Raw genomic sequence first — 14,237 nt, 5'->3', positions numbered from 1 at the left:
TTGTCTCCGATTAGTGGGCGACGGCCGCAGCGCCGTGTTCGTCGATCAGCGCGCCGCTGTAGAAGCGGTCGATCGAGAACGGCTTGGCCAATGGGTGCATCTCGCCTTTGGCAAGGCTCGCGGCGAAGACGTTGCCCGAACCCGGGGTCGCCTTGAAGCCGCCGGTACCCCAGCCGCAGTTGAAGAACAGGTTTTTCACAGGGGTCTTGGAGATGATCGGGCACGCGTCCGGGCAGGTGTCGACGATGCCGCCCCACTGACGGTTCATGCGCACGCGCGAGAGGATCGGGAACATCTCGACGATCGCCTGCATGGTGTGCTCGATGATCGGGTACGAGCCGCGCTGGCCGTAACCGACCCAACCGTCGATACCGGCACCGATGACCAGGTCGCCTTTGTCGGACTGGCTGATGTAGCCGTGCACGGCGTTGGACATGATCACGCTGTCGATGATCGGCTTGATCGGCTCCGATACCAGGGCCTGCAGCGGGTGCGATTCTAGCGGCAGGCGGAAGCCGGCCAGCTTGGCCATGTGGCCGGAGTTACCGGCGGTGACCACGCCGACGCGCTTGGCGCCGATGAAGCCCTTGTTGGTTTCCACGCCGATGACCGCGCCGTTTTCCTTGCGGAAGCCGATCACTTCGGTCTGCTGGATCAGGTCCACGCCCAGGGCGTCGGCAGCACGGGCATAGCCCCAGGCCACGGCATCGTGGCGGGCCACGCCGCCACGGCGCTGGACGGTCGCGCCGAGGATCGGGTAGCGGGTGTTCTTCGAGCAGTCCAGGTATGGGATCTCGGCAGCCACCTGCTCGGTGTTCAGCAGTTCGCCGTCCACGCCGTTGAGGCGGTTGGCGTTGACGCGGCGCTCGGAGTCACGGATGTCCTGCAGGGTGTGGCACAGGTTGTAGACACCACGCTGGGAGAACATCACGTTGTAGTTGATGTCCTGGGACAGGCCTTCCCACAGCTTCATGGCGTGTTCGTACAGCTTGGCCGACTCGTCCCACAGGTAGTTGGAACGCACGATGGTGGTGTTACGGGCGGTGTTGCCGCCGCCCAGGTAACCCTTCTCGATCACCGCGACGTTGGTGATGCCGTGCTCCTTGGCCAGGTAGTAGGCCGTGGCCAGGCCGTGGCCGCCACCGCCGACGATGACCACGTCGTACACCTTCTTCGGCGTCGGCGTGCGCCACATGCGCTGCCAGTTCTCGTGGTGGCTGAGGGAGTGTTTGAAAAGGCCGAAGCCTGAATAGCGTTGCATGGTTGGTTACTCCACTCAGCGGTAGACCGGGAAATCGGCGCACAGGGCGGCGACATTCTTGGCAACGTCGGCTTCAACGTCAGCGTCACCCAGGTTGTCCAGCACATCGCAGATCCAGCCGGCCAGGGCCACGCACTGGGCTTCCTTGAAGCCACGGGTGGTGACGGCCGGGGTGCCGATGCGCAGGCCGGAAGTGACGAACGGCGACTGCGGGTCGTTGGGCACGGCGTTCTTGTTGACGGTGATATGAGCGCGGCCCAGGGCAGCGTCGGCGTCCTTGCCGGTCAGGCCCTGACGAATCAGGCTGACCAGGAACAGGTGGTTGTCGGTACCGCCCGACACTACATCGTAGCCGCGATCGATGAACACCTTGGCCATGGCCTGGGCGTTGTCGATGACCTGCTTCTGGTAGGCCTTGAATTCAGGCTCCAGCGCTTCCTTGAAGCACACGGCCTTGGCGGCGATGACGTGCATCAGCGGGCCGCCCTGGGCACCCGGGAACACGGCAGCGTTGAGCTTCTTCTCGATCTCTTCGTTGGACTTGGCCAGGATCAGGCCACCACGCGGACCGCGCAGGGTCTTGTGGGTGGTGGTGGTGACCACGTCGGCGAACGGGATCGGGTTCGGGTACAGACCAGCGGCGACCAGGCCAGCGACGTGGGCCATGTCGACGAACAGCAGTGCGCCCACTTTATCGGCGATGGCGCGGAAGCGTGGGAAGTCCAGGGTCTTGGAGTAGGCCGAGAAGCCGGCGACGATCATCTTCGGCTTGTGCTCGACGGCCAGGCGCTCAACTTCGTCGTAGTCGATCAGGCCGGTATTGGTGTCGATACCGTATTGAACGGCGTTGTACAGCTTACCCGAGGACGACACCTTGGCGCCGTGGGTCAGGTGGCCGCCGTGGGCCAGGCTCATGCCCAGGATGGTGTCGCCTGCCTGCAGCAGAGCCAGGTAGACGGCGCTGTTGGCCGAGGAACCGGAGTGCGGCTGGACGTTGGCATAGTCGGCGCCGAACAGCTGCTTGGCGCGCTCGATGGCCAGGGCCTCGACTTTGTCGACGTGCTCGCAGCCACCGTAGTAGCGCTTGCCCGGGTAGCCTTCGGCGTACTTGTTGGTCAGGCCGCTGCCCTGGGCCTGCATGACGCGCTTGCTGGTGTAGTTCTCCGAGGCGATCAGCTCGATGTGATCTTCCTGGCGCTGTTCTTCGGCATTCATCGCCGCCAGCAGTGCGTCGTCGTAACCCTGGATCTGGTCTTGCTTGCTGAACATCGTTTGTCTCCTGGCAGCGGCCATTTCTTGTCTTCAGGCACGGTGGCCCTTTGTGGCGATGGTATGACCGGCACGGCCGACCCAGATGCCTGCGCACGCCTTGCAATGGCGCGTTTACGACATTCATTCGAAGTTGCGCCCACCCCTGTGGGAGCGGGCTTGCCCCGCGATTGCGCCCGACCGGTCAGCGACGGCGCTCCTATTGGCGCATCGCGGGACAAGCCCGCTCCCACAGGGGGTGTGTAGCTGTATAGGCAACCGCTGAATCGATGGTTTAGAGTGCGCTTCCATGTCGTATAAAGGACAGCTGTCATGACCGATAACAGCCAACAATTCGCCAGCGACAACTATTCCGGCATTTGCCCCGAAGCCTGGGCTGCGATGGAAAAGGCCAACCAGGGCCATGAACGTGCCTACGGCGACGACCAATGGACCGAGCGCGCCGCCGAGTACTTCCGCGAGCTGTTCGAGACCGATTGCGAGGTGTTTTTCGCCTTCAACGGCACCGCCGCCAACTCCCTGGCCCTGGCCTCCCTGTGCCAGAGCTACCACAGCGTCATCTGTTCCGAGACCGCCCACGTCGAGACCGACGAATGTGGCGCGCCGGAGTTCTTCTCCAACGGCTCCAAATTGCTCACTGCACGAAGCGTGGACGGCAAGCTGACGCCCGAATCGATCCGCGAAGTGGCCCTCAAGCGCCAGGACATCCACTACCCCAAGCCACGTGTGGTGACCATCACCCAGGCCACGGAAGTGGGCACGGTGTACAACCCCGACGAACTCAAGGCGATCAGCGCCACCTGCAAGGAACTGGGCCTGAACCTGCATATGGACGGTGCGCGTTTCTCCAATGCCTGCGCCTCCCTGGGCTGCACGCCGGCGGAACTGACCTGGAAGGCGGGTGTGGATGTATTGTGCTTCGGCGGGACCAAGAACGGCATGGCGGTGGGTGAGGCGATCCTGTTCTTCAACCGCGCCCTGGCCGATGACTTCGACTACCGCTGCAAGCAGGCGGGCCAGCTGGCGTCGAAGATGCGTTTTCTTTCCGCACCCTGGGTCGGGCTGCTCGAAGACGGCGCCTGGCTGCGCTACGGCCGCCACGCCAACCACTGCGCACAGCTGCTGGCCTCGTTGGTTGGTGATCTGCCGGGGGTGGAGTTGATGTTCCCGGTGCAGGCCAACGGGGTGTTCCTGCAGATGCCGGAAGCCGTGCTGGAAGCACTGCGGGCCAAGGGCTGGCGTTTCTATACCTTCATCGGTAGCGGCGGCGCACGGTTCATGTGCTCGTGGGATACCGAAGAAACCCGGGTGCATGAGCTGGCGGCGGACATACGCGCCATCGTCGGCGCCTGACCGACCGCATCGCGGGGCAAGCCCGCTCCCACAGGCTCCGGGCAGGCTCGAGATCAAGGTTTGCTCGGAGCCTGTGGGAGCGGGCTTGCCCCGCGATGAAGCCAGCGCCAATCTAAAGTTTGAACCCGCCCATCTGCCGCGCCAGGTCATCGGCCAACCCCCGCAAGGCCTGGCACTGTTCACGACAGGCCTGCACCTCGGCCGCCGTCTCCCTCGCCAGGTCGGAAATCCCCTGTACCGTCCGGTTGATCTCCTCGGTCACCGCCGACTGCTCCTCGGTCGCCGTCGCCACCTGGCTGTTCATGTCACTGATATGTTCCACCTGGTCGGTGATCGCCCCCAACGACGCGCCAGTGCGCTGGCTGGACTCCACACCACTGCCCGTCGCCTGCTGCCCTGCCTGCATCGACGCCACAGCACTGCCGGCTCCTTGCTTGAGGCGCTGGATCATCTGCTGCACCTCGTCGGTGGAGACCTGGGTACGCCGCGCCAGGGTACGCACCTCATCGGCGACCACGGCAAAACCACGCCCCATTTCACCGGCCCGGGCCGCCTCGATGGCCGCATTGAGCGCCAGCAGGTTGGTCTGTTCGGAGATACTGCGGATCACCGCCAATACCTCATCGATCGAGGCGACTTCCTCGGCCAGCTGACCCACCGCCTGGGCCGCTCGTCCGATCTCATCGGACATGCCCTCGATATTGTGGATGGAGCCTCGCACCACCTCGCGCGCCTGCAGCGCCTCGTCGCGGGCCGACTGCGATGCATGGGCGGCATTGCCAGCGTTGTGGGCGATATCCTGCACCGTCAGCCCCATTTCATGCACGGCGGTAGCGACCATCTCGGTCATCTCCTGCTGCCGGCCGGAGCGGTCGGCGGTGTTGTCCACCACCTGCGTCACCTGCTCCACCGAGCGATGCAGGCGTTCGGTGGTGCGCAGCACCTCGCCGATCAACGCACGCTGGCTGTCGAGGAACCGGTTGAAACCACGGGCCAGATCACCGAGCTCGTCTTCGCGCGTGTCGTCGAGGCGGTGGCTCAGGTCGCCCGCCCCGCTTCCGATCTGCACCAATGCCGAAGTCACCTGACGGATCGGTCGCACCAGCCCCCGCGCCAGCAGCACCACCAGCAACAGTGAAACCAACGCCACCGCACCACCGATCAGGCTGGTCAGCCATACGGCCTCGTGCATCTGCGCGTAGATTTCTTCCTCCGGCACCTCGGCCACCAACGTCCAGTTCAGGTCGCGCAAGGGCAGGCCCAGGGCCAGGTAATTCTCGCCGTCGCGGTTGAAGCGCACGCTGCGCAGCCCTTCTCCGCCGCCCAGCACAGCCTGGCTCGCCGCATCGCCGAACTGCTCGGCCAGTTGTCGCTTGCCGCTGAATTCATGCTGCGGATGAACCTGGATCAAGCCGTCGTTGCGCACCAGCAATACCCGACCATGTTCGCCGAAACTGAAGTTCTGAATACGCTCGGAGAGTTCGGTCATGCGCAGGCCCATGCCGGCGATGCCGACCAATTGGCCGTCCTTTTCCACGCGATAGTCGATGAACAATGCAAGCTCGCCGGTGGAGCCGTCGATGTCGATGTTGATCAGCCGTTCGGCGCCGCTGTCGATATAGCGGTAGAACCACTGGTCCTTGGGGTTATCGCGGCTGAGGGTCCGGTCCAGGCCTTTTTCGTTGTAGTAGTGGTTGGTCGCGGTGGCCGCGAACAATGCAGTGAACGCCTGATTGCGCTGCCGGGCGGCTTCGAGGTACTCGAGGAAACGCGGCGCCTGGGCAGGGTCTTCGCCGGCTGCCAACCAGTCCCGCAGGAGCGTATTGCCGGCGATATCCGCCGCCGCCACCAGCGGTTGGCCGAGCATACGCTCGATGTCATTGCGGATGGCCTCGATACTGGCCGGCAACGCAGTGTCGACCAGGTAGCGTTCGGTCAGGCGGTTGACCGCCGCGGTATAGACCGCGACCACCACGAGGATACTCGCCAGCAAGGCTGCCCCCATGCTCGCGATCAATTGCCATTGGATACTTCGCCGCCAGATACGCATGCCCTGCTCCCGGTTAATTATTGTTTTAGGGAGAGTGTATACACTTACGTATCCAGTTATTCCAGTGATCCAGGACAATGCTCCGCCCCTCTATGGGGGCGGGGCAGCGGCGACCGGGTTTTATTGTTCGGCGATGGTCCGCACGATGGCATCGACCGTAGCGTCGATTTGCGCCTGGGTGCGCTCGAGGGTCTGCTGGTGTTCGCGTTGCAGTTCGATCTGCTTGGAACACAGGTTCAGGGCTGCCAGCACCAGCAGCTTGTCACCGATCAGGGTCGGGTATTGACGCTTGGTTTCAGCCAGGGATGCATTGAGCATCCGTACGGCCTGCGCCAGGGTCTCTTCCTGGCCTTGGGGCGCCTTGATCGAATAGTCGTTGCCGAGGATCGACACGACATTGATCGGCTGCGCTTGCAGTCTCATGCGTTGACGACACCGGCGCTCGCACGCTCTACCAGGGCCTGGATACGCGCGGCGGTGGCGCCGTGCTTCTCTTCCTGCTCCATCAGCGACAGCTGCAGGGTCTCGTTCTCTTCCTTGGCCTGAGCCAGTTCCTGGCCGAGGGCGGCATTCTGCTCGGTGAGTTGAGCGTTCTTTTGCATCAGGTCGTTGACCAGTTGCTCGAGTTGATTCAGGGAAGCTTCCAACATGCGTCTATCTCGGGGTTGTTGCAAAGGGCGCACACGATAAAGAAAAGCGCGCGGCCTCGCCATTAAATATGGGAAAACAATGACTTGGCCTAGATTGACAGGGTTACCCGAGGGTTGTTCCGACCTGGGTCAACCGCTGGTCAGAAAGCGCCACCCCAAAAAGCGAAGGGGCAAACCTGCTCCCACACCGGCTGTGGAAGCGGGCTTGCCCCGCGATTGGGCTGCACAGCAGCCCCTGGAAATGCCCGAATCAGTAATCGATCCGCACATCCCCTTTCGGCACACTGCAGCACGACAGGATGTAGCCTTCGGCCTCGTCGTCCTCGGTGATGCCACCGTTATGGTCCATTTCCACTTCGCCACCGAGCTTGAGCACCTTGCAGGTACCGCAGATGCCCATACCGCACGCTTTCGGAATCATCAGGCCGACCTTGGCAGCAGCGGCGTGCACGGTCTCGCCCGGGGCGATGCGGATGCTCTTCTCGCTGCCGACGAACTCCACCAGGTTGAGGTCGGCGGCGTCCATTTCCTCGGCGGCCTCGGCAGCCTGCTCGGCATGCTCCACGGCATCGGCCTTGGCTTCCGGCGGGGTCGCGCCGAACGACTCCTCGTGGTAGTTGCGCATATCGAAGCCGACTGCCTCGAGCATGCGCTTGACTGCATTCATGTAAGGCGTAGGGCCGCAGCAGAAGACCACCCGCTCCATATAGTCAGGCGCGATCAGCTCCATCAGACGCTGGTTTAGATAACCGCGGTAGCCTGCCCAGGGCTCGCCCAGGCCATGCTTCTCGCAAATGATATGCAGGCTGAAATTGGGGATCCGCGAGGCCATCTGGTCCAGCTCGCGGTGGTAGATGATGTCCTTCGGCGAACGGGCGCTGTGCACGAAGACCATGTCGACGTTGCCGTTGGTGTCGTAGAACCAGCGGGCCATGGACATCACAGGGGTGATACCGACACCACCGGAGAGGTACAGCACTTTCGGCGCCGGGAAATCGATGGCGTTGAACAGGCCCACCGGACCATGTACGGCCAGCTCGAAGCCTTCGTGCATGTTGTCGTGCAGCCAGTTGGAGACCTGCCCGCCTGGCACGCGCTTGACGGTGATGGAGAAGCTGTAGGGCACCGATGGCGAGCTGGAGATGGTGTAGGAACGCATCACCTGCTTGCCGTCGATCTCGAGCTCCAGGGTGACGAACTGCCCAGGCTTGAAGAAGAACATGATCGGCTGGTCGGCCATGAAGCAGAAGGTGCGCACGTCCCAGGTCTCCTGGATGACCTTGACGCAGCGCACGATGTGGCGGCCATTGGCCCAGGTCTGGGTAGTGACCGGATTGAGGAAGGTATCGGACATGTTCATCTCCAGCGGCCGACTACCGGCCTTGATGGCTCCGATAATGCGCAAGCCGGCGACGAAGTACATTCCCATCAGCGACATCGGCGTGCTTATCGCGACCAGCCCCGCATTACAAGGGCTGGCGCGTCGGAATTCGAATCGGCCATGTCGCCCATGGATATGGTTCGTGACGCCTTCGAACGCACACTCCACCGCAAATAAACCCGCTGTTTTTTGTAAGCAGCCTTGCGGCAAACCACAACAACGATTAGCCACTTTCGCCGGCCGCATTCGGCCTTGAGGACCAAACGATGGACGTCACCGCAACCCTGAGCCTGGGCGATCCACTGGAAGCAGCACGCAAGGCAACCGCCGAAATGCTGCAGACCCGCGAGCGCACCTTCTCGCTGCCCCAGCCTTTCTACACCGACGAGCGTCTGTTCCAGATCGATATGCAGGAGATCTTCCAGAAGGAATGGTTGATCGCCGGCATGACCTGCGAGATCCCGACCAAGGGCAACTTCCTGACCCTGCAGATCGGCAAGAACCCGATCATCGTGATCCGCGGCGCCGAAGGCCAGGTTCATGCCTTCCACAACGTCTGCCGTCACCGCGGCTCGCGTCTGTGCACCAGCGAGAAGGGCAAGGTCGCCAAGCTGGTTTGCCCATACCACCAATGGACCTACGAGATCGACGGCCGCCTGCTGTTCGCCGGCACCGAGATGGGCGACGACTTCGACATGAAGAAGTACGGCCTCAAGCCGGTCAACGTGAAGACCGCAGGCGGCTACATCTTCATCAGCCTGGCGGAGAACCCGCCTGCCATCGACGAGTTCCTGGCCACCCTGGACCACTACATGGAACCGTACGACATGGAAAACACCAAGGTGGCGGTGCAAACCACCTTGATGGAAAAGGCCAACTGGAAGCTGGTGCTGGAAAACAACCGTGAGTGTTACCACTGCAACGGTTCGCACCCTGAGCTGCTCAAGACCCTGCTGGAGTGGGACGACACCAACGACCCACGTGCCGACCAGGCGTTCAAGGACCATGTAGCCGCTTCCGCTGCTGCCTGGGAAGCAGAAGGTATTCCTTACCTGCACAAGAGCCACGGCCTGCGTAACCGTATCGTGCGTATGCCACTGCTCAAGGGCACCGTGTCCATGACCATGGACGGCAAGCAGGCGTGCAAGAAGCTGATGGGCCGCATCAAGAACCCTGACCTGGGCTCGATGCGCATCCTGCACCTGCCGCACGCCTGGAACCACTGCATGGGCGACCACATGATCGTCTTCACCGTATGGCCGATCAGCGCCCAGGAGTCGATGGTCACCACCAAGTGGCTGGTGCACAAGGATGCGGTCGAAGGCGTCGACTACGACCCTGAGAACATGCGCAAGGTCTGGGATGCCACCAACGACCAGGACCGTCGCCTGGCCGAAGAGAACCAGCGCGGCATCAACTCCACTGCCTACCAGCCTGGCCCGTACTCCAAGACCTACGAGTTCGGTGTGGTCAACTTCATCGACTGGTACAGCCAGCGCATGCTCGAGAACCTGGGCGCAGAGCCGGCACCGTACCTGAAGGAAGTCAAAGCGCAGTAAGGCTTTATTGACTGAAAAAGAGCAGCCCAGGGCGACCTAGGGCTGCTTTTTTTTTTAGCCGTCAGCCTTGCGAAGTGTTTGTCGTGAAAGATTCGGCGCCTGTTCGATCGAGCGCCGCCCGCGCGATTGACGCATCACCTCCCCCTCAGACAGGGCACCTGCTACCCACTGGCATTTGCCGCCCTGGAGCGCGCTGATCATTTTTTGATCACCCCACCCTGACAGGGCTTGAGCCATAAGCCAACATTTTATCCACAACCTGGCACACACTATTTGTGGAAAGCCATCGGGCAGCTGGGCTCAACGGCCTGGTCATTATTTGATCAGGTCGCTGTATCCCTTTGATTTAGAGGCCTGCAGCGATTACCGAACATCTTGTCCACAGGGCCGCCAACAGCAATTGTGGAAAACGTCCAGGAGGGTTCAGGGGATAAGTGAAACGTAGAGCCTGTTCAATTATTGATCAGAGCTCTGTAGACCAGGAATGACAGGGCCTACAGCGAACCGTGAACACTTTACCCACAGGGTGGCGAACAGATTCGGTGCGTAAAAGATTGGGGCCGCTGCGCGCCCCTTTCGCGGCACAAGGCCGCTCCTACAGGGATCGCATAACCTCTGTAGGAGCGGCCTTGTGCCGCGAAAGGGCCGCAAAGCGGCCCCAGCGTCGGAATGCCTAGCGCAGCACCCCTTCTTCGACCAACAGCTTCAGAATGGCCTCGGCACCTTCCTGCGGCGAAACATCCTTGAGCACCTTGCCGCCTCCACCACTGGCCTTGGCCGTGGCAGCCTTCATACGGTCGGCACCGCTCTTGGCCTTGATCACCTTCAACCGCTTGGGCCGCGGGCGAGCCGGTTGCAGCTCGGACTCGGCCAGCAGTTCATCCTCGACGATCGCCACGTTACGCGCCGCCAGCACACCCCGGCGTGCTGGACCGAACGCGCTCTGGCGCGGCTTGGGTGCAGCGTTATCCACAGTGGCCAGCAGCGGCAGGCGCACCTTCAACCGGCGACGCTGGCCCCGAGGCAATGCCTGCAGGACCTGGGCAGTGCCGTTGTCGATGGACTCGACCTCCGCCAACCCAACCACCAACGGCCAACCCAGGCGCTCGGCCAGCAGGAACGGCAGCATGCCCGAACCCTCGCCGGTTTCCGCCTGGCTGCCGGTCAGCACCAACTGTGCCCCGGCGTCGCGCAGGTAATCGCCCAGGACACCCAGGACATCGGCGCCGGCAGGCTGCTCCAGCACATCGATATGGTCCAGGCCCATGCCCAGGTAGGCCCGCAGGGCCTCTTCACGCGGGTCGCCCGCGTGCACGACCTGCAAGTTATCCCCAGCCAGCTGCAACCCCAGCTCCACGGCACGCGCATCCTGCTCGGCACGACGGGTACGGCCGGAGCTAGGGTGGGCGCCGATGGAGACCAGGCTGATGACTTTCGTACTCATGCTCGTGCCCTTATGCCGCGTCGCGCTGGCCGGCGCTGCGGTAGTTGTCCACAGCCTCGATCAACGCCTGGAGAATTGCCGAACTGTCGCCAATCACCGACAGGTCGGCCCGCTTGATCATGTCGCAGCCTGGGTCCATGTTCACCGCCACCACCTTGTCGCAGGCGCCGATGCCCTGCAGGTGCTGGATCGCTCCGGAGATCCCCACGGCCACATAGACGCGCGCCGTGACCCAGGTACCGGTGGCACCGACCTGGCGGTTACGCGGCATGAAGCCATCGTCCACCGCCACCCGCGAGGCGCCTTCGGTGGCGCCGAGCGCTGCGGCTGCCTTGTGGAAAAGGTCCCAGTCCTTGACGCCGTTGCCGCCGGAGACGATGAACTCCGACTCGGCCATGGCGATGGCAGCCGGGTCCACGGCCACCGGGCCAAGGTCTTCGATGCGCGACAGGCTGCGCGCAACGTTTGTGGACAACTCCACCGGCAACGCTTCGTGGCGAGTTTCGCTGACCGGGTCCGAGCACTCGGCAGCGGCCAGGATCAGGCGTGGCAGGTCACGCTGCAGGTCTTGCTGGCCAGCACCGGCGCGGCCGATGCATTGGCCATCCTTGACCTGCCAGACGCGTGTCGCCGGGCGCTCGCCCAGCGCGGCGCCCAAACGGCGGCCCAGTTCGCCGCCACCGGTGCGGCTGTCGGGCAGCAGCCAGTGGCGCGGCGCGAACTGGTTATCCACAGCGCGCAGGCCCTGCACCAGTTGCTCCGGTGCATAACCTTCGTATGCCTCGCCCTCGATCACCAACAGGCGATCGACACCAGCGGTGGCGAAGTTGCTTTCCTTGTGTTCGCCGAACACGATCGCCAGCACTGCCCCGTCTTTGCCCGCCAAGCTGTGGGCCAGGCCCAACAGGTCGCGGTCATGACTGCCGAGGCGGCCACCGACCATGTCCGGAACCACGGCGATGTAGAACGCCGGGTCCGCGACCTGGTGCAGCGGCAACTGCACTTCGGCCGCAGCGGTGCGGCGTGCGCCACCTGTGGTGCCTTGCTGGGCGCCGCTGCGGTCGATGCGCTTGATACCGTTGGGGCCGACGAAGCCCGCGGCGATCGCATGGGGGTTCTTGCGGATGATGCCGTTGGGGCCCATCCAGCTGGTCTGCTGCGTCTGCATCGCTGCATGCAGCGGATGCAGACGGTTACGGGCGATCCACTCGGCGCGTGGGTCGCGGCGGATGATGTCGCTCATCAGTGCACCTCCGCAGTTTCACGTTTAGCCGCTTGCGACTTTCCCGCCGCAGGCGCGTCGTCTTCGATCAGTACGTCCGCCACCAGCTCGGCGATGTCCTTGATCAATGGGCGTGGCTCGACCACACCTTCGAGCATCGCGGTGCACTGTGGGCAACCCACGGCCACAACCTCCGCTTCGGTCTGGCGGATATCGTCCATGCGCATGTCCGGAATACGCTGCTTGCCCGGAATGTCGGTGATCGGCGCGCCGCCACCACCACCGCAGCAGCGGGACCGGAAGCCCGAACGCTCCATCTCGCGTACTTCGATGCCCAAGGCCTTGAGCACGTCGCGCGGTGCTTCGTACTCGCCGTTGTAGCGGCCCAGGTAGCAGGGGTCGTGGTAGGTGACGCTGCCACCCTTGTGCTGGCCCAGGTTGAGCTTGTTGGCCGCGATCAGTTCGGCGATGTAGGTGCTGTGGTGCTGCACCTGGTACTCGCCGCCCAGGGCGCCGTATTCGTTCTTCAGCACATGGAAGCTGTGCGGGTCGCAGGTGACGATGCGCTGGAAGCGGTACTTGTTCAGCGTCTGGATGTTGCGCTTGGCCAGTTGCTGGAAGGTCGCTTCGTCGCCCAGGCGGCGCGCCACGTCGCCGCTGTCGCGCTCTTCCAGGCCGAGCACGGCGAAGTCGACGCCCGAGGCCTTGAGCACCTTGACGAACGAACGCAGGGTACGCTGGTTACGCATGTCGAAGGCGCCGTCACCGACCCAGAACAGCACCTCGGTGCTCTTCACCTCGGACAGCAGCTTGAGGTTGAGGTCGGCCGCCCAGTTCATCCGGCCACCCGGGTTGAAACCGCCAGGGTTGTCGGTGGCGATCAGATTGTCCAGCACCTCGGCGCCCTTGTTCGGGGTCGCGCCCTTTTCCAGGGTGAGGTGGCGGCGCATGTCGACGATGGCATCGACGTGCTCGATCATCATTGGGCACTCTTCCACGCACGCGCGGCAGGTGGTGCACGACCACAAGGTCTCGGCATCGACCAGGCCGTTGACGATCGGCTGGTGCGGATGGCCGCCGTGCTCGCCGATCGGCTTGCCCGGGTAGGGGCTGCCGGCGAATTTGGCGTCGGTACCGCCTGCCAGGCCAATGACCATGTCCTGGATGAGCTTCTTCGGGTTCAACGGCTGGCCAGCGGCGAAGGCCGGGCACATGGCTTCACATTTACCGCACTGTACGCAGGCATCGAAGCCCAGCAGCTGGTTCCAGGTGAAGTCCACCGGCTTTTCCACGCCCAGGGGCGCGTTCGGGTCTTCGAGGTCCAGCGGCTTGAGGCCGGTGGAACGGCCGCCACCGAAACGTTCGGCACGGCGGTGCCAGGCCAGGTGCAGGGCACCGGCGAAGGCGTGCTTCATCGGGCCGCCCCAGGTCATGCCGAAGAACAGCTCCGACACACCCCATAGCACACCGACGCCCAGCACGGCCACCAGCAGCCAGCCACCGGTGCCTTCAGGCAGGATGCCAGCGACCGGCAGGGTCGCGATGAAGAAGCTCGCGGCGAACACCAGCAGGCTCTTGGGCAGGCGCATCCACGGGCCCTTGGACAGGCGCGCAGGCGGGTTCAGGCGACGTTTGAAGACAAAGATGGCGCCGCTGAACATGATCACCGTGGCGACCAGCAGGGCGTAGCCAAGGATCTTGCTCTGCAGGCCGAAGCCATGCACCAGGATCGCCAGCACGGCCGACAGCACGAAGCCGCCGGCAGTGGCCACGTGGGTCTTGGACATGTACTTGTCGCGCTCGACCACATGGTGCAGGTCCACCAGGTAGCGACGCGGCATGGCCAGCAGGCCGCCGATCAGGTTGACCTTGGACGGTCGGCCGCGCCGCCACATGCGCACCCGGCGCAGGGCGCCGAGCACCGCCAGGCCAAGGGCAGCGAACAGCAGGATGGGTAGAAGGGTGTTCAACATGGGAGGCTCCCACAACAGCTGGATTCTTGCGCTGCCCTCGAGGGTGGCGCGGACCCCTGTAGGAGCGGCCTTGTG

The 14,237-nt window shown here is 63.5% G+C and carries 11 protein-coding genes and 1 pseudogene; 2 read left to right on the top strand and 10 right to left on the bottom strand.

Annotated elements, in window-relative coordinates; genetic code table 11:
- Positions 1–10 precede the first annotated feature (10 nt).
- Together IRZ56_RS05270 and IRZ56_RS05265 are read right to left on the bottom strand one after the other, a co-directional pair.
- Entirely contained in the window at positions 11–1,261 is a 1,251-nt protein-coding gene (locus tag IRZ56_RS05270; RefSeq protein ID WP_070090735.1) for a sarcosine oxidase subunit beta family protein, read from the bottom strand.
- A 15-nt stretch (positions 1,262–1,276) separates the two neighbouring features.
- Complete coding sequence (locus IRZ56_RS05265; RefSeq protein ID WP_196143952.1) at positions 1,277–2,530, bottom strand: serine hydroxymethyltransferase; 1,254 nt, start codon at positions 2,528–2,530, stop codon at positions 1,277–1,279.
- A gap of 312 nt (positions 2,531–2,842) precedes the next feature.
- On the opposite strand from IRZ56_RS05265, the gene IRZ56_RS05260 reads away from it, so the two are divergent.
- Positions 2,843–3,883 carry a threonine aldolase family protein gene (locus tag IRZ56_RS05260; protein ID WP_196143951.1) on the top strand — a complete coding sequence of 347 codons (1,041 nt, stop codon included), beginning with the start codon at positions 2,843–2,845 and terminating at the stop codon, positions 3,881–3,883.
- 112 nt (positions 3,884–3,995) lie between these two features.
- On the opposite strand, the gene IRZ56_RS23445 is transcribed toward IRZ56_RS05260, so the two are convergent.
- From IRZ56_RS23445 to gbcB, 5 genes and pseudogenes are all read right to left on the bottom strand, one after another.
- Complete coding sequence (locus IRZ56_RS23445) at positions 3,996–4,724, bottom strand: methyl-accepting chemotaxis protein (RefSeq protein ID WP_419183250.1); 729 nt, start codon at positions 4,722–4,724, stop codon at positions 3,996–3,998.
- 135 nt (positions 4,725–4,859) lie between these two features.
- A pseudogene (locus tag IRZ56_RS23440) lies at positions 4,860–5,888 on the bottom strand (cache domain-containing protein); the annotation flags it as partial.
- A gap of 165 nt (positions 5,889–6,053) precedes the next feature.
- On the bottom strand, positions 6,054–6,356 hold the full coding sequence (locus tag IRZ56_RS05250; RefSeq protein ID WP_196143949.1) for a cell division protein ZapA: 303 nt from the start codon (positions 6,354–6,356) through the stop codon (positions 6,054–6,056).
- Positions 6,353–6,583 carry a hypothetical protein gene (locus IRZ56_RS05245; RefSeq protein ID WP_196143948.1) on the bottom strand — a complete coding sequence of 77 codons (231 nt, stop codon included), beginning with the start codon at positions 6,581–6,583 and terminating at the stop codon, positions 6,353–6,355. The genes IRZ56_RS05250 and IRZ56_RS05245 overlap by 4 nt, the downstream gene beginning before the upstream one ends.
- Positions 6,584–6,833: 250 nt before the next feature.
- Positions 6,834–7,937 carry a glycine-betaine demethylase subunit GbcB gene (gene gbcB / locus IRZ56_RS05240; RefSeq protein ID WP_196144017.1) on the bottom strand — a complete coding sequence of 368 codons (1,104 nt, stop codon included), beginning with the start codon at positions 7,935–7,937 and terminating at the stop codon, positions 6,834–6,836.
- A gap of 293 nt (positions 7,938–8,230) precedes the next feature.
- Here gbcB and gbcA point away from each other — a divergent pair, with 293 nt between their 5' ends.
- Positions 8,231–9,523: a glycine-betaine demethylase subunit GbcA gene (gbcA, locus tag IRZ56_RS05235; protein WP_196143947.1), complete on the top strand. Its 1,293-nt coding sequence runs from the start codon at positions 8,231–8,233 to the stop codon at positions 9,521–9,523.
- A 673-nt stretch (positions 9,524–10,196) separates the two neighbouring features.
- On the opposite strand, the gene IRZ56_RS05230 is transcribed toward gbcA, so the two are convergent.
- From IRZ56_RS05230 to dgcB, 3 genes are read right to left on the bottom strand one after another with little or no spacing between them, the layout of a single operon-like run.
- A complete protein-coding gene (locus tag IRZ56_RS05230; RefSeq protein ID WP_196143946.1) occupies positions 10,197–10,967 on the bottom strand; it encodes an electron transfer flavoprotein subunit beta in 771 nt (256 codons plus the stop codon).
- 10 nt (positions 10,968–10,977) lie between these two features.
- A complete protein-coding gene (locus IRZ56_RS05225) occupies positions 10,978–12,210 on the bottom strand; it encodes an electron transfer flavoprotein subunit alpha/FixB family protein (RefSeq protein ID WP_196143945.1) in 1,233 nt (410 codons plus the stop codon).
- On the bottom strand, positions 12,210–14,162 hold the full coding sequence (gene dgcB / locus IRZ56_RS05220) for a dimethylglycine demethylation protein DgcB (protein WP_196143944.1): 1,953 nt from the start codon (positions 14,160–14,162) through the stop codon (positions 12,210–12,212). Before dgcB ends, IRZ56_RS05225 begins: the two co-directional genes overlap by 1 nt.
- Between the last annotated feature and the right edge of the window lie 75 nt (positions 14,163–14,237).

Origin of the sequence: Pseudomonas guariconensis, assembly GCF_015680235.1 — a bacterium.
Classification (GTDB): domain Bacteria; phylum Pseudomonadota; class Gammaproteobacteria; order Pseudomonadales; family Pseudomonadaceae; genus Aquipseudomonas; species Aquipseudomonas guariconensis_A.
This window is presented reverse-complemented; position numbering and strand designations above follow the sequence as displayed.